Origin of the sequence: Variovorax glucosi (genome assembly GCF_051216695.1) — a bacterium.
In the GTDB taxonomy this organism is placed as follows: Bacteria; Pseudomonadota; Gammaproteobacteria; order Burkholderiales; family Burkholderiaceae_C; genus Variovorax.
This window is the reverse complement of sequence record NZ_JBPJZE010000001.1, coordinates 486,006-501,404: the sequence shown is the minus strand read 5'-3', so window position 1 is coordinate 501,404 and position 15,399 is coordinate 486,006. Positions and strand designations below refer to the sequence as shown.

Annotated in this window: 16 protein-coding genes; 8 read left to right on the top strand and 8 right to left on the bottom strand. The window is 65.4% G+C overall.

The window, feature by feature from the left end:
* Positions 1 to 3 precede the first annotated feature (3 nt).
* Both ACSFA3_RS02455 and ACSFA3_RS02450 read left to right on the top strand, forming a co-directional pair.
* Positions 4 to 1,269 (top strand): MSMEG_0569 family flavin-dependent oxidoreductase, encoded by a 1,266-nt coding sequence (locus ACSFA3_RS02455; protein WP_435503810.1) that lies wholly within the window; start codon positions 4 to 6, stop codon positions 1,267 to 1,269.
* A gap of 105 nt (positions 1,270 to 1,374) precedes the next feature.
* Positions 1,375 to 1,686, top strand: coding sequence for a hypothetical protein (locus tag ACSFA3_RS02450; protein ID WP_435503809.1), 312 nt, complete (start codon positions 1,375 to 1,377; stop codon positions 1,684 to 1,686).
* Positions 1,687 to 1,710: 24 nt separating this feature from the next.
* Here ACSFA3_RS02450 and ACSFA3_RS02445 read toward each other — a convergent pair whose 3' ends face one another.
* The 4 genes from ACSFA3_RS02445 to ACSFA3_RS02430 form a co-directional block, all read right to left on the bottom strand.
* Positions 1,711 to 1,890 carry a hypothetical protein gene (locus ACSFA3_RS02445; protein ID WP_435503808.1) on the bottom strand — a complete coding sequence of 60 codons (180 nt, stop codon included), beginning with the start codon at positions 1,888 to 1,890 and terminating at the stop codon, positions 1,711 to 1,713.
* 65 nt (positions 1,891 to 1,955) lie between these two features.
* Positions 1,956 to 2,381 (bottom strand): RNA-binding S4 domain-containing protein, encoded by a 426-nt coding sequence (locus tag ACSFA3_RS02440; protein ID WP_435504935.1) that lies wholly within the window; start codon positions 2,379 to 2,381, stop codon positions 1,956 to 1,958.
* Positions 2,382 to 2,395: 14 nt separating this feature from the next.
* Entirely contained in the window at positions 2,396 to 3,862 is a 1,467-nt protein-coding gene (locus tag ACSFA3_RS02435; protein ID WP_435503807.1) for a sensor histidine kinase, read from the bottom strand.
* The gene (locus ACSFA3_RS02430; protein ID WP_435503806.1) at positions 3,859 to 4,539 is read right to left on the bottom strand and encodes a response regulator; all 681 of its coding nucleotides are present in this window, start codon (positions 4,537 to 4,539) and stop codon (positions 3,859 to 3,861) included. Before ACSFA3_RS02430 ends, ACSFA3_RS02435 begins: the two co-directional genes overlap by 4 nt.
* A 121-nt stretch (positions 4,540 to 4,660) precedes the next feature.
* Here ACSFA3_RS02430 and ACSFA3_RS02425 point away from each other — a divergent pair, with 121 nt between their 5' ends.
* Genes ACSFA3_RS02425 through ACSFA3_RS02405 form a run of 5 tightly spaced genes read left to right on the top strand, consistent with a single transcriptional unit; the run spans position 4,661 to position 8,382 of the window.
* Complete coding sequence (locus ACSFA3_RS02425) at positions 4,661 to 5,620, top strand: Bug family tripartite tricarboxylate transporter substrate binding protein (protein WP_435503805.1); 960 nt, start codon at positions 4,661 to 4,663, stop codon at positions 5,618 to 5,620.
* Positions 5,621 to 5,630: 10 nt separating this feature from the next.
* On the top strand, positions 5,631 to 6,173 hold the full coding sequence (locus ACSFA3_RS02420) for a tripartite tricarboxylate transporter TctB family protein (RefSeq protein WP_435503804.1): 543 nt from the start codon (positions 5,631 to 5,633) through the stop codon (positions 6,171 to 6,173).
* Position 6,174: 1 nt separating this feature from the next.
* Positions 6,175 to 7,689, top strand: coding sequence for a tripartite tricarboxylate transporter permease (locus ACSFA3_RS02415; protein WP_435503803.1), 1,515 nt, complete (start codon positions 6,175 to 6,177; stop codon positions 7,687 to 7,689).
* 40 nt (positions 7,690 to 7,729) lie between these two features.
* Positions 7,730 to 8,020, top strand: coding sequence for an AbrB/MazE/SpoVT family DNA-binding domain-containing protein (locus ACSFA3_RS02410; RefSeq protein WP_435503802.1), 291 nt, complete (start codon positions 7,730 to 7,732; stop codon positions 8,018 to 8,020).
* Positions 8,020 to 8,382 carry a type II toxin-antitoxin system PemK/MazF family toxin gene (locus tag ACSFA3_RS02405; RefSeq protein ID WP_435503801.1) on the top strand — a complete coding sequence of 121 codons (363 nt, stop codon included), beginning with the start codon at positions 8,020 to 8,022 and terminating at the stop codon, positions 8,380 to 8,382. Before ACSFA3_RS02410 ends, ACSFA3_RS02405 begins: the two co-directional genes overlap by 1 nt.
* A gap of 14 nt (positions 8,383 to 8,396) precedes the next feature.
* Here the strand turns inward: ACSFA3_RS02405 and ACSFA3_RS02400 are convergent, their stop codons facing one another.
* From ACSFA3_RS02400 to ACSFA3_RS02385, 4 genes are all read right to left on the bottom strand, one after another.
* A complete protein-coding gene (locus ACSFA3_RS02400) occupies positions 8,397 to 8,777 on the bottom strand; it encodes a hypothetical protein (RefSeq protein ID WP_435503800.1) in 381 nt (126 codons plus the stop codon).
* Positions 8,778 to 8,859: 82 nt separating this feature from the next.
* Entirely contained in the window at positions 8,860 to 11,949 is a 3,090-nt protein-coding gene (locus tag ACSFA3_RS02395) for an efflux RND transporter permease subunit (protein ID WP_435503799.1), read from the bottom strand.
* Positions 11,946 to 13,079 carry an efflux RND transporter periplasmic adaptor subunit gene (locus tag ACSFA3_RS02390; protein WP_435503798.1) on the bottom strand — a complete coding sequence of 378 codons (1,134 nt, stop codon included), beginning with the start codon at positions 13,077 to 13,079 and terminating at the stop codon, positions 11,946 to 11,948. Before ACSFA3_RS02390 ends, ACSFA3_RS02395 begins: the two co-directional genes overlap by 4 nt.
* A complete protein-coding gene (locus ACSFA3_RS02385) occupies positions 13,076 to 14,584 on the bottom strand; it encodes an efflux transporter outer membrane subunit (RefSeq protein ID WP_435503797.1) in 1,509 nt (502 codons plus the stop codon). Before ACSFA3_RS02385 ends, ACSFA3_RS02390 begins: the two co-directional genes overlap by 4 nt.
* Before the next feature lie 309 nt (positions 14,585 to 14,893).
* Here ACSFA3_RS02385 and ACSFA3_RS02380 point away from each other — a divergent pair, with 309 nt between their 5' ends.
* Positions 14,894 to 15,352 (top strand): DUF4019 domain-containing protein, encoded by a 459-nt coding sequence (locus ACSFA3_RS02380; RefSeq protein ID WP_435503796.1) that lies wholly within the window; start codon positions 14,894 to 14,896, stop codon positions 15,350 to 15,352.
* Positions 15,353 to 15,399: the final 47 nt, after the last annotated feature.

The window sequence follows — 15,399 nt, the reverse complement described above, 5'->3', positions numbered from 1 at the left end:
GCCATGTCCACAACGTCAATCGATCCTTCCGTGACGCATTACAGCGTCGTCATCGTCGGAGGTGGGCAGTCCGGCCTGTCGCTGAGCCACTGCCTCCAGCAGCGCGGCATCGACCATCTCGTGATCGAGAAGCGCAGCCTCGTTCATTCATGGCGCACGCAGCGCTGGGATTCGTTCTGCCTCGTCACACCGAACTGGCAGTGCAATCTCCCGGGCTGGTCGTACGACGGAAACGATCCGCATGGCTTCATGGTCAAGGACGAGATCAATTCATGGCTGGCCGGTTTTGTCGAACAGGTGAAGCCGCCCGCGCTCGAAGGCGTGACGGTCGAGAAGATTTCGCGCGTGGGAGAGGCAGATTTATTTACCGTGGCGACCAGTGCCGGCGTTTTCACTGCCGGGCAGGTGGTGGTGGCTTCGGGCGGTTATCACAAGCCGGTCGTGCCGCGCATGGCCGAGCGGCTGCCGGCGTCGGTCACGCAGTTCCATTCGGCGCAATACCGCAATCCGGCGCAGTTGCCCGACGGCGACGTACTTGTCGTGGGCTGCGGGCAATCGGGCGCGCAGATCGCCGAAGACCTGCATCTGGCCGGCCGCAAGGTGCATCTGGCGACCGGGAATGCGCCGCGCTGCGCGCGTTTCTACCGTGGCAAGGACGTGGTCGACTGGCTGGCCGACATGAACTACTACGACATGCCGGTGACCCAGCATCCGCTGCGGGAAGGCGTGCGCGACAACACCAATCACTACGTGACCGGCCGCGACGGCGGCCGGGACATCGATCTGCGCCGTTTCGCAGCCGAAGGCATGGAGCTTTACGGTCTCATGACCGGGCTCGAAGGCGACACCTTGCAATTCCAGCCCAACCTGCGCGAGCACCTCGACCACGCCGACGGCATCTTCAACGGCATCAACGCCTCGATCGACAGGTTCATCGCCGCGAACGGCATCGATGCGCCGCCCGGCGGGCCGTACGTCCCGGTCTGGCAGCCAGCCGAAGAGCGGACTGCGCTGAGTCTGCGCACGGCCGGGATCACCAGCGTGGTCTGGTGCATCGGCTTTCTGCCGGATTTCGGCTGGGTCGATGCGCCGGTTTTCAATGGTCGCGGGGAGCCGGTGCATGTGCGGGGCGTCACCGGGCAGACCGGACTTTATTTTCTCGGCCTGCCCTGGTTGCACACCTGGGGTTCCGGTCGGTTCTCGGGTGTGGCACGCGATGCCGAGTTCCTGGCCGACCGAATCGAGCAATCCGTCACTGTTCCGGCATAACTTAAGAAAGCGTAACAATTTGCGAAAAAAGTGTGAACTAAACACTTCGTTTTGAAAGGGGCCCCCCGTACAAACGCTACATCGACATTTCGACTGGAGCGCAGTATGAACAAGGCAAACAGAATCGCGGCTGGCAACTCTTCGACGTTGCGCGAGCTCCGCCGGCTGGCATTGACCGTCGACGAACCGTGGCCAGGGTTGTTTTTCTGGGTGTTGCAGGAAGAGAACGACGACGTGGGTCTTTACGAGCCCATCGATGTCTCCGACTCCCCGGTCTCGACGTACCAGGAAGCGTTGGCGAACGGCTACGTCGCGTTGCAGTCATTGAGCGGTCACAGCGGTCCGCGTCAGGGCGAGGATCTGCCGCCGTTGTTCATCAGCCCGCCGACGGACTTCGCACCTTCAACGCTGCAGTAGCAGCATTTCCGGATGGCTGCAGTGTCAGAGCTTGTCGGCGCCCGTGTCGTGCTCGACTACGATCGAATGCTCGACACGCCTGCTGATCTCGGTATGGAGCACCTGGGGCAGCCGGTTGAGCGACATCAGTGCCCAGAGTCCGGCACCTGCCACGGCGAGCACGATGATTGCCCATTCCAAGCTGGAGAAAAGTACATTTTCCATGGCTGTTTTCCTTCGCGACAGTCTGCGGCGGATTGCCGGGCGCATCCATACGCCATTCGGATAACTCAGCTGCCGTCGTCGCCGTCGACGCTGGCACTCCAGCGCGATCCCCAGCCGCGCGCGGCGCCGTCGAGGTCGCGCCGCTCGCGCTTCGTGGGCCGACCCTGCACGATGGCGAGTGCCGGCTCGCTGCCCAACCGTCGCTGTTCGCGCGCTTCTTCCTGCGCGGCGATGCTTTCGGCGGTTTCTTCATAGAGCTTCTGTGCGACCGGTGCCGGGCCTCGCTGACCACTGATGCCCAGCACCTTCACATGGCGGACGGTCGAGCCCTGCCGCAGCGATACCTGGTCGCCGGCCTTCAGCTCACGCGACGCCTTGACCACGTCGCCGTTGACCTGCACCCGGTTCCTGGAAAGCTCTTCCGCAGCCAGCGAGCGGGTCTTGAAGAAGCGCGCGGCCCAGAGCCACTTGTCGATGCGCAGACGGTCCATCCCGGTGTGTGTCATTAACCTTGTTCCAGCGGAAGCCGTACCGTGGCGTCCAGTCCGTCGATATGGTTGCCGGATTCCCGGTTTTCAAGCGCGATCGTTCCGCCGAGCGTCTGCACGATCTCACGGCAGATCGCCAGGCCCAGGCCGGAGCCGCTGGCCATGTCGCCGGCGGAGAAGGGCGCATAGAGGCGCTGGCGCAGTTCATCCGGAATGCCGGGGCCGGCGTCCTGGATCTGCAGCACGCCGACACCGATGTCGCCCGAAATACCCGATTCCTGCTCGACCCCCACCCTCACGACGAGCGCACCGCCCGGCGGACTGTGCTTGATGGCGTTGTGCAGCAGGTTGCGGCTCAGTTCCTGCAACATCCACAGGTGTGCATGGACCGGCACGACGCCGGCGTCAAGCTCGAAATCCAGCGCCTTGTCTGCGATCAGCGGCGACACGTCCAGCGCCACCTCGCGCACCACGTCGCCGAAATCGACCGTGCTGGATTCCGGCTGCTGGCGCAACTGCTCGACCTTGGCAAGCGACAGCATCTGGTTGGCCAGTGCGGTGGCGCGCGCCACGGTATGGTCGATTTCGGCCAGTGCCTGCTCCGGCGGCATGTCGCCCCGGCGTGCCGACTGCACCTGCGCCTTGAGAACGGCCAGCGGCGTTCGCAGCTGGTGCGCACTGTCGCGCACGAAGCGCTTCTGGTGATCGAGCAGCGACTGCAGCCGGCTCATGACGCGCGTCGTCGCTTCCACGAGCGGGCGCAGTTCGCGCGGTGCGTCGCGTGCGTCGATGGGCGTGAGGTCGTCGGCGGCACGCGCTTCGATGGCTTCGCCGAGTTCGCGCACCGGCTGCGTCGCGCGCTGGACGACAACCGCCGTCACCAGCGCGATCACGCCGAGCAGCATCAATTCGCGCCAGAGCGTGTCGATCAGCAGTTTGCGGGCCAGCGTTTCGCGCAGTTCCAGCGTTTCCGCCACCTGGACGACGGCCATGCCGCGTCCGTTCGCGCTCGCGACCGGCTGCAGCAGCACGGCGACCCGCACCGGCTGCTTCAGGAATTCGGAATCGTAGAAATCGACCAGCGCCGCGTAAGCCGAACGAGCCGGCATCGCGCCGCGCCAGACCGGCAGCTCCTCATAGCCGGAAATCATCTGGCCGCCGAGCGTGGACACCCGATAGAACATGCGGCTCTGGTTGTCGGCCTCGAAAGCCTCCAGCGCCGAATACGGCACCACCGCGCGCAAAACGGCGGCCTCGTCGTAGCCGGTCACGTCGAGCTGTTCGCCGATGGTCTTCGCGGAAGCCAGCAGCGTGCGGTCGTAGGCGAGGGTGGCGGCGGCCAGGCTCTGGCGATAAAGGCTCACGCTGTTGATCGCGATCAGCACAGCCACCGGAATCAGGATGCCCATCAGCAGGCGAGTGCGCAGCGACCAGGCGCCGTGCGGGGGTAGTCGGCGAAGTTGCCCGATGCGCCGGATGCTCATGCGTCGGCACGCAGCAGGTAGCCGAGCCCGCGCAGCGTCATCAGCGTGGCGCCGGTCCCGGTCAGTTTCTTGCGCAACCTGTAGACCACCACCTCGACCGCCTCGTACTGCACATCGGCCTCGCCGGGGAAGACCAGCTCGAAAAGACGTTCTTTTCCGACCGCATGGCCGGGCTTGACCATCAGCGCCTTGAGCAGCGCCAGCTCGCGCGGCGTGAGCTCCAGCACATCGGCGCGGTGATAGATGGCGCCACTGTCGGGCTCGTAGCGCAGCTGGCCGACGGCCTGCGGCCCGTCGGGCGCTCCCTGATCGGCGTTCTGGTGACGGCGGCGCAGCGCACGTAGACGGGCTTCCAGCTCGTCCAGGTCGAAAGGTTTGGGCAGGTAATCGTCGGCGCCGGCGTTCAGGCCGACGATGCGGTCGCCGACCGTTCCGCGCGCCGTCAGCAGCAGCACCGGCGTGCGCAGCCCGGCGGCGCGGGCCTGCGCCAGCACCTGCAGGCCGTCGAGATTGGGCAGATTGAGGTCCAGCGCGACCACGTCGGGCTCCATCTCGCGCCAGTGCGCCAGCGCCAGCGCGCCATCGCCGCAGACCCGCACGTCGATGCGACGACGCGCGAAGGCGCGCTGCAACGTCAGTTGCATGGCGGGATCGTCTTCGACCAGCAGCAGCTTCATGGCAGGGATGGATGCTTCGCGGCGCGGCGGTACGTGGTTTCGGTGTTTACCCCAGTGTGCTGGACAGCCAACTGACAGCGGGGCGGCGCATCATAGCGACGAATAATATTTGGAGACCTTCATGCGTCGCGACACCTTCCTCAAATCTCTTGCTGCTCTGGTCGCCACCGGCGCGATGCCGCTCTCGGCCTGGGCCGCCACCAACGTCAAGATGATGATCCCGGCCAATCCGGGCGGCGGCTGGGACACCACCGGGCGGGCGCTCGGCAAGGCGATGACCGATGCGAAGCTGGCCGATACGGTCACCTACGACAACAAGGGCGGCGCAGCCGGCGCACTGGGCCTGGCGCAGTTCGTCAACGGTTCCAAGGGCGACCCGAACGCGCTGATGGTGATGGGCGCCGTCATGCTCGGCGGCATCATCACCGGCAAGCCGCCGGTCAAGCTCGAGGCCGCGACGCCCATCGCCCGCATCACCAGCGAATACAACGTCTTCGTGCTGCCAACCAACTCGCCGTTCAAGACGATGGCCGACGTGGTCGCGCAACTCAAGAAGGACCCGGGCAGCGTGAAGTGGGGCGGCGGTTCGCGCGGGTCCACCGAGCACATCGCGGCGGCCATGATCGCGCAGAAGGTCGGCGTCGACCCGTCGAAGATCAACTACGTCGCCTTCCGTGGCGGCGGCGAGGCGACGGCCGCGGTATTGGGCGGCAACGTGACCATCGGCGGCAGCGGCTACAGCGAATTCGCGGAATACATCGGCGCCGGCAAGATGAAGGCGGTCGCCGTGACTTCGGCCACGCGCCTTGCGGGCTCCGACGTGCCGACGCTGAAGGAGCAGGGCATCGATGTCGAACTCGGCAACTGGCGCGGCATCTACGGTGCGCCCGGCATCTCCGCCGACCAGCGCAAGAAGCTGATCGACATGGTGGTCGCCGCTCTGAAGACGCCGGCCTGGATCGACGCCGCGAAGAAGAACGACTGGACCCCGGCCGTGCTCACCGGCGATGCGTTCGGCAAGTTCGTCGACGACGAATTCGCCAGCCTGCGGGCCACGATGGCGAAATCAGGAATGATCTGACCGCTCCCCGATGACAACAAGCTCCTTTCCGCCGGTCGAACCGGCTCCTGCAGGCGCCGTCTGGCCGCAGACGGCTGTCGGCATCGGCGTGCTGCTCGTCGGCCTTTTCCTGGCTTACGGCGCGACCAGCATTTCTTCCGAAGCCGGCTATGGCGGCGTCGGACCGAATTTCCTGCCCTGGCTGAGCGCGATCGTGCTGATCGTCTGCGGCGGCTGGATCACCTGGGAAGCGCGGACCGGTGGCTTCCGCGAAATGGACGCACCGACCGGCGCGGTCGAGACTTACTGGTCCGGCTTCGTCTGGGTGTCGGCCGGCCTGCTGCTGAATGCATCGCTGATCACCAGCATCGGCTTCATCCTGAGCTGCACGCTGTGCTACGTGATGGCGGTGCAGGGCCTGCGCCGCGCCGCCGGGCAGCCGGCAGTCAACCAGCCGCGCACCTGGCTCGTCGACGCCGTGACCGGCCTGCTGATCGCGGCCCCGGTCTTCTGGATGTTCACCCAATTCCTGGCGATCAACCTGCCGGGCCTGACAGAAACCGGCTGGCTCTGACATGGATATCTTCAACGCTCTCATGGCGGGTTTCGCTGCGGCGATCACACCTGCCAATCTGCTCTGGTGCCTGGTCGGCTGCGCGCTCGGGACTGCGGTCGGCGTGCTGCCGGGTATCGGCCCGGCGGTGGCGGTGGCCATGCTGCTGCCGATCACCGGCAAGGTCGACGTCACCGCGTCGATGATCTTCTTCTCCGGCATCTACTACGGCGCCATGTACGGCGGCTCCACCACCTCGATCCTGCTGAACACGCCTGGTGAGACGGCCAGCATGGTGACGGCGATGGAGGGCAACAAGATGGCCAAGAGCGGTCGGGCGGGCGCTGCGCTCGCCACGGCCGCCATCGGTTCCTTCGTTGCCGGCACCATCGCCACCGTCGTCGTCACGCTGTTCGCCCCGTTCGTGGCCGAATTCGCGGTCAAGCTCGGCCCGCCGGAGTATTTCCTGCTAATGCTGCTGGCCTTCACCACCGTGAGCGCCGTCCTCGGCAAGAGCACGCTGCGCGGAATGACGGCGCTGTTCATCGGCCTCGCTGCCGGCTGCGTCGGCCTCGACCAGATTTCGGGCCAGGGTCGCTACACCGGCAACGTGCCGGAGTTGCTGGACGGCATCGAGATCGTGCTGGTCGCGGTCGGTCTGTTCGCGGTCGCCGAAGTGCTTTACGCCGTGCTGTTCGAAGGCCGCGTCGTCGAGGCGCAGAACAAGCTCAGCCGCGTGCACATGAGCAGCCGCGACTGGAAGCGCTCGATTCCGGCATGGCTGCGAGGCACCGCCATCGGCACGCCGTTCGGCTGCATTCCGGCCGGCGGCACCGAGATACCGACCTTTCTGAGCTACGCGGTCGAGAAGAAGCTGGCCAAGGACAAGGACGCGAAGGCCGAGTTCGGCACCAGCGGCGCCATCGAAGGCGTCGCCGGTCCCGAGGCCGCGAACAACGCTACGGTAACGGCCGCGCTGATCCCGTTGCTGACGCTCGGCATCCCGACCAGCAACACGACCGCCATCCTGCTCGGCGCGTTCCAGAACTACGGCATCCAGCCGGGTCCGCAGCTGTTCACCACATCGGCCGCACTGGTCTGGGCGCTGATCGCGTCGCTCTACATCGGCAACGTGATGCTGCTGGTGCTGAATCTGCCGATGGTCGGCCTGTGGGTCAAGCTGCTGAAGATTCCGAAGCCCCAGCTCTACGCCGGCATCCTGATCTTCGCGACGGTCGGTGCCTACGGCATGCGCCAGAGCGCATTCGATCTGTATCTGCTCTACGGCATCGGCGTGCTCGGCGTCATCATGCGTCGCTTCGATTTTCCGACCGCTCCGGTGGTGGTCGGCATGATCCTCGGCCCGCTCGCGGAGGCGCAATTGCGCAACGCGATGTCGATCGGCGAAGGCAGTGCGATGGTATTCATCCAGCGTCCGATGTCGATCGCGCTGGTCGTGGTGATCGTCGCGGTGCTGGCGCTGCCTAGGCTGATGAAGCGTGCTAGCGAGCGGAAGATGAGGGCGTTGAATGTTTAAACGCGTTGAAACATTTGCTTCGCGGCGCTAGACTGCCCCGATGAAATCCGAACCCAATCAACCTAACCCGAAGAACGCACAAGTTTTCGAACAGACCGTTCAGGCGTGGGGAAACGGCTTGGGTTTGCGATTCACCGGACCTGCAGCCAAGGCTGCGCATCTTTCCCGGGGTGTGGTCGTGACGATGGAAATCGTCGAAGACGGCGTGCTGATTCGGCCGATCGGAGAGCGCAAGAAGCTGACTCTTGCGCAGAAGCTGGAGCGCTACGATCCCGAGATCCACGGCGGTGGTCCTCTGGTGCAAGGGCGTGCAGGCGGCGAAATTTTCTGATGGGTGCGTTGCAAGGCAATTGGGCACCGGATCGCGGCGACACCATCTGGATCGATTTCGACCCGCAAGCCGGCAAGGAAATGAAGAGCGAGCACCCGATGCTCGTTTTGTCGATACGAGCGTTCAACGAAAAAACGGGCCTAGTCATGGGTCTGCCGATGACGCATTCGGAAATGAACGCGACCAATCCGTTCGCACTCGATTTCCTCGGCCCCAAAAAGGAGAAGTGCTACGTCCTCACGCACATGGTGGCAACCATGGACTGGCGGGCACGTAGCGCCAGACCCTATCCTGCGGGCAAGGTGTCAGCGAAAGTCTTCGCAGATGCTTGCGAGGGGCTTCAGTCCATCCTGCAGTTGTAATTGCTGCAAGCAGATCACCGCACCGGCGCGCGACCTGCCGGTTCGACAACTGTCGCGCGCCCGTCGTCAGTCGTCCGAATCCCCGATCCGCTCAGCGGCGTGCGCGAGCCGGCCGGGGCAATGATCGTTGCGCGGCCATCGGCCGACTCCATCTCGACGTTGTTCGGCGCTCCGCCGCGCGCGGCATCCATCGCCAGACCGGCATTGCGAATGCAGGCTTCGCGCGCGGGAGCGGGAATCGTGCTCATGTTGCAGGCGTCGAGCCTGCGTTCGTAGCGCTGGACATCCGTCTCCGGCAGCGGCGTGTTCTGAGCGAATGCCCCGGCGCTTGCCAGCGCCGAAAGCGCCAGCGCGGTGACGACGGCATGGCTGGATCGCATCGCAAATCGGTTCATTTTCGTTCCTCGTGTCGATGCGGCTATTGTCTGAACGCTCCGGCAGGACGACACCGGGTCGTTCGACCCGGATGCGTGTCGGCTAACGGCGCAACCGCCGGGCGGTGCGCACCAGCCACTTCTCGATGTCGTCCACATAGGTGAACACCGCAGGCACCACCAGCAGACTCAGCACCGTCGAAGTGATCAGCCCACCGATCACCGCGATCGCCATCGGCGACCTGAAGCTCGAATCCGCCGCGCCGAAGCCGACCGCGATCGGTAACATGCCGGCGCCCATGGCGATGGTGGTCATGATGATCGGGCGGGCACGCTTGTGGCAGGCGTCGCGCAGGGCGTCCCAGCGGCTCATCGGCTCGACCGCAGGCCGGCCGTCGCTGCCGTCGTGGCCGCGGCGCGCGACCAGCGCATATTCGACCAGCAGGATCGAATTCTTCGTCGCCACGCCCATCAGCATGATCAGGCCGATCAGCGACGGCATCGACAGCGCCTTGTTCGCCACCAGCAGTCCGACGAAGGCACCGCCGAGCGCCAGCGGCAACGCGCAGAGGATCGTGACCGGATGCAGGAAATCCTTGAACAGCAGCACCAGCACGATGTAGATGCACAGTACGCCGGTCAGCATTGCGAGGCCAAAGCTGTTGAACAGTTCGGTCATCACCTCCGCATCGCCGATTTCGGTAATGCGCACGCCGGGAGGCAGGTTGCGGATCGACGGCAACGCCATCGCCGCTGCCTTTGCATCGCCGAGGCCGAGGCCCGAAAGCTCGATCTCGAAATTGACGTTGCGCGAGCGGTCGTACCGGTCGATGACGGCAGGGCCACCCTCGATCGTCAGATCCGCGACCTGCCCGAGCATCACCGGGCCGCGCGCGCCGGGGACAGAAAGCCGTTCCAGCAGCGCCAGGTCCTTGCGCGCCAAGTCTTCCAGCTTCACGACGATCGGCACCTGTCGCTGCGCGAGATTGAGCTTGGCGAGCGACTGGTCGTAGTCGCCGACGGTTGCGACGCGCAGCGTCTCGGCGATGGCAGAACTGGTCACGCCGAGGTCGGCGGCGCGGGCGAAGTTCGGTCGCACCGCAATCTCGGGGCGGATCAGGCTGGCCGTCGACGTGATGTTGCCGAGCCCGCGAATCGTGCGCAGATCGCGTTCCACCGCGCGTGCGGCCGTGGTCAGCGCGACCGGGTCTTCGCCCGACAGGCCAAGGATGTATTTCTCGCCCGACCCGCCGAGCCCGACGGTGCTGCGCACGCCGGGAAGCGATTCGAGCGCGGTGCGGATCTGGTTCTCGATCACCTGTTTGCGCGGCCGGTCGCCGCGCGGGTCTAGCTTGACTGTCAGCGTTGCCTTGCGCGTCTCGGCCGAACTCAGGCTCGCGACCGGATCGCCGCCCGCGCTGCCGCCGCCGACGACGGTGTAGACGCTCCGCACATGCGCGATCTGCATCAGCCGCTGGCGTGCGATCTCCGCCGTGGCGCTGGTCTGCCTGAGCGTCGCGCCGGGGGCAAGTGATAGGTAGACCTGCGTCTGCGAGTTGTCGTCCGGCGGGATGAAGCCGGTCTTGAGCAGCGGGATCAGCGCGACCGAGCCGATGAAGAAGACCGTCGCCAGGATCATCGTCGTCAGCCGGTTGCGCATGCACAATTCGGCCGCGCGCATGTAGACGGTGAGCCAGCCGGGCTCTTTCTCGGCGCCGACGATGGGCTTCAGGATGTACGCCGCCATCATCGGCGTCAGCACCCGCGCGACGACCAGCGATGCGAACACCGCCAGCGATGCGGTCCAGCCAAACTGCTTGAAGAAACGCCCGGCCACGCCGCTCATGAAAGCGGTCGGCAGGAAGACGGCGATCAGTGTGAAGGTGGTTGCGATCACGGCGAGACCAATCTCGTCGGCCGCCTCCATCGCCGCCTGGTACGGCGACTTGCCCATGCGCAGATGCCGCACGATGTTCTCGACCTCCACGATCGCATCGTCGACCAGGATGCCGATCACCAGCGACAGCGCGAGCAACGAAATCACGTTGACGGAAAAGCCGAGCAGGTGCATGCCGATGAACGCCGGAATCACCGACATCGGCAGCGCCACTGCCGACACGAAAGTCGCCCGCCAGTCGCGCAGGAAAAGCCACACCACGATCACGGCGAGGATCGCGCCTTCGTACAGCAGATGCAGCGATCCGTCGTATTCCTCCTGCACCGGCGTCACGAAATTGAAGGCTTCGGTGAGCGTGATGTCCGGGCGCTGCGCACGCAGCTCGGCAAGCGCTTTCTGCACCGCGTTGCCGACTGAAACCTCGCTCTCGCCACGGCTGCGTGCCACCTCGAAACCGACCACCGGCTTGCCGTCCAGCAGCGCTGCCGCGCGCGGCTCCGCGATGGTGTCGCTGATGCGCGCCACCTGGTCGAGCCGGATGCGCCGGCCGTCGGTCAGCACGATCTGGATGTTGCGCAGCTCGTCCGCCGAACGCACGGTCGCCATCGTGCGCACGGGTTGCTCGCTGCCACCGAGATCGGTCCGGCCACCGGCGCTTTCGATCTGCACGAGGCGCAGCTGCCGCGAGATTTCCGCCGCCGTCGCGCCGAGCGACTGAAGCCGCGCCGGATCGAGATCGACATGCACCTGCCGCGTCACGCCGCCTACGCGGTTGACCGCGCCGACGCCCGGCAGCGATAGCAGCTTCTTCGTGATGTCGTTGTCGACGAACCAGCTCAGGGCCTGAGGATCGAGCCGCGTCGAGGCGATGGTGAAAGCCAGAACCGGCTGGCCGGCCAGATCGAGCTTGGTGACGACCGGATCGCGTACGTCGGCCGGCAGGTCGGCGCGCACGCGCTGCACGGCAGATCGCACGTCGTCGACGGCTTCCTGCACCGGCTTCTCCAGACGGAACTCGACGATCAGCGTGGCGACGCCGTCCTGCACCTTGGTCGTGATGTGGCGCAGGCCCTGCACCGTGGCGATGGAGTTCTCCAGCTTGCGCGCGACGTCGGTTTCGAGCTGCGCCGGGGCCGCGCCCGGCAGCGCGGCCGAGACGGTGACGATCGGCAGGTCGATGTCCGGGAAGTTCTGCACCTTCATCGCCTTGAACGAGAAGAAGCCGCCGAACGTGAGCATCACGAACAGCATCACCGCCGGAATCGGGTTCCGGATGGACCAGGCGGAAACGTTCATGGCGCGACGCGGACGAGGTCGCCGTCGTTGAGGAAGCCGGCGCCCTGGACGACGACCTGCGCGTCGGCCGGCAGCCGGGTGACGATCTCGACGCGGTCGCCGACGCGGCGCCCGGTTTCGACCTTGAGCTGCGACACGCGGTTGTCAGGCTGCAGCAGCAACAGGTGGTTGAAGCCGTCGCGCGGGACGAGCGATGCGAGCGGAACGGTAGCGGCGGTCGTCTTCCCGAGCTGGAAGGCGCCGCGCGCGAACATGCCGGCTTTAAGGGCTTCGACGGTCGGCACATCGACGTAGACCAGTGTGTTGCGTGTCTGCGGATCGACCGTCGGTGCGATGCTGCGAACCTTGCCCTGCACTTGCGCGCCGCTCGCGCCGACGATCACTGCCGGAGTTCCGACGGCGATGCGTCCGAGTTCGGCGGAAGTAACCTCAGCACGCCATTCGAGCCGGCTTTTGCGGATCAGGCGGAACAGTTCGGCGCCGCCCGCGACCACGCCGCCGACGGTTGCCGTTCGGGCGGAAATCACGCCGTCGTCCGGCGCCAGCACCTGCGTGTTGCGCCCGCGCACCTGCTGCGCCGCGAGCACGGCGCCCGCTGCTTCGACGCGGGCTTTCGCGGTCTGCTCGGCGGTCTGGTATTGGTTGATCTGCTGCTGGCTCAGCGCGCCGGTTTCCTGCAGCGTCCGGGCGCGCGCGGCATTGCCGGCCGCATCGGCCGCAGTGGCGCGCGCTTCCGCGAGCGATGCGCGCGCCTGCGCCACGTCGGCGTTGATCGTCTCGGGCGAGAAGGTCGCCAGTACCTGGCCTTTCTTCACCAGATCGCCGACGTTCGCGCGAACCTCCAGCAGCCGCAACCCGCTCGCCTCGGAGCCGACGATGGCTTCCTGCCACGGCGCGATATTGCCGTTCGCTGCGAGAGTGACGGCGAGTTCGCTTGACTCCGGTCTGGCGACGGTCACGGTCAGCACGGGTCGTGCCGTGGCGGCGGCGCCAGCGGTGCCAGCGGTGCCAGCAGCGGTCGTCGTCTGCTTGCCGGATGCATCCGGCGAACTGCGCGAAATCCAGAATGCGACGCTGCCGGTCACGACGAGAACCACCACGAGCGTGGTGATGAGAGTTGAGCGTTTCATTGTTTCGACAGGGACGTTTCTGTGGGTTCGGAACGCGCCCAGCCGCCGCCGGTAGCGCGATAGAGGGCAATGCGGGCTTCGGCACGTTCGCGTTGCAATGTGACGCGCGCTGTCTGCGCGGCGAAGAGCGTACGGCGGGCGTCTTCAAGCTCGAACAGGCTGCCCAGACCGGCACGGTAACGCGCCTGCGCGGCGTCGAGCGACGCCTGGTAATTGTCGACGGCGGTGATCGCATCGCCTTCGCGTGCATCGGCGCTGTTCAGGTTCAGCAGCGCCACCTCGACTTCGCGCACCGCCTGGCGGGCGCTCGACCGGAAGAGCGATACAGCTTCGTCGTAACGCGCCTTCGCTGACTCGACGTTCGCCGCACGGATGCCGCCGTCGAAGATCGGCAGAGAAAGCGCGACCGGACCGATGGTCCAGGTCTCCAGCGACTGCCGCACGCCGCCGCTGCGCAACTGCAGCGCAGCCACCGATCCTTGCAGCGTGAAACGCGGGTAGCGATCGGCCTCGGCGGCGCCGATGTCGGCGCTCGCAGCGGCAACCGCCGTCTCTGCCGCATAGACGTCGGGTCGCTGCGCAAGCAGGCGGGCAGGCACGTTGTCGACAGGCGGCAGCGGATGCGTCGACATCGGGCCGCGGTCGGTCGGCGCTACTGGCGCTACTGGCGCTACTGCGAGCAGGGCGTCGAGCGCCGCGCCGTCGATCGCCGTCAAGGCGACCAAGCCCCGGCGAAGCACTGCGCATTGGGCGCGTTGCTGGTTGAGCCGCGCCGAAGCGTCGGCAGCACTTGCGCGTGCAAGCGCGGCGCTCGCCGGCGCAGTGAAGCCCGCTTTCGCCGAAAGGTCGGTCAGTCGGGCCGTTTCGCTGCGTGACTGGGCATCGGAGGCGGCTACGTCGAGTTGCCGCTGGCAGGCGCGCTCTCCGACATACAGGTTCGCGGTTTCTGCAGCGACGGAAACGCGTGCGTTGTGCCATTGCGCGTCTGCACCTCGCAGGCGGGAGAACGCAGCCTCTCGAGCCGCATTCCGGCCGCCGAAAACATCGATCTCCCAGTTCGACTGGAGACCGGCCTGCAGCGTTGTCACGCCCGGCAGCGCGTTGCTGCTTCCAGTCGCAGCGCTGGAGCCGCCGGTGAATGGCGAATTGCTGCGTTGCGCCGACAGAGTGCCATCGAGCGTCGGCAGCAGCGCCGCGCCTGCCTGAGTGCCTGCCGCGCGCGCCTCCGCGATTCGCGCGGCAGCGCTTGCGATGGTCGGACTCGCTTTCTGCGCAGCGTCGACCAGCGTCGAGAGGGCTGCATCGTCGAAGCGGCGCCACCAGGCCGAAAGCGCCGGGACCGAGCCGTCGTGAGGCAGCGTTGCAGAAATCGGGACGGGCGCAAGCCATTGCGCAGGCGCGTGCGGGTCCACCGCCGCTGGAGGGCGGGCAAGGCTGCAGGCGGCAAGCAACAAGGCCAACGAGATCGGCAGCACCAGTGCGCCGACGTTTCTGAACATTTGCATTCTTTTTCCGTGAGCTTTCAGGTCGACTTCCTGATTTGAATGCTTTTGCCTGCATCAACGTGTATTGAGCTTCGCTCCGATAAGTCGATGGTCTTCTTTGACATCGTCAGCGGAGAGCAAATTTTACACGCTATTTATTCCACTCCCGATTTCAGACTTTTCGATGCCGAATTTTAGCGTCTTGTGCCCGTGGCGAAATTGTTCCGTGTCGCGTCGTAATACTTTGTCAGCGCTCGAAACGTCTTTGACGCAAATGCAATCGGCAAATTCCTAAAACGTTCACACCCGCCTCGGGATGAAAGCACGGAAATGAAATACCTGAATATTCGGACCTGCATCTCGGTAGTCTCATTCTTTGCGGCAAGCGTCGTATTCGATGCGGCGGCAGCGGAAAAAGATATCTCTCCTGTCGATGTCGTCGGATTGGGTGCGCAGGTTCTGCAGCAGATCGACGGCGGTCAGGTCGGATGGGTCTGGGACAACGCATCTCCCGTGCTCAAGGCGCAAGTTTCCAAAGAGCAGTTTGGCGGTAAAAGCCTCGAGCGGCGCCGCGGCTTCACCGCCATTGGCGACCGCATCTGGATGAATGTTTCGCGCAACCGATTTCCCCAGGCCGCGCCCCCGGCGCCGCCTGCCGGTTTTTACGCCAATGTGGTTTTCGTGACACCCGGAGCCGCGGGCGACTCGCTATCGGAATTGGTCAGTTTCCGGCTTGAGCCAGATAACAAATGGCGGATTACGGGGTATGTGCCTGAGATCAGGAAATAACCGGAAATCCTGAAATAGTCAAATGAACCGGAAGACGGTTCGATTCA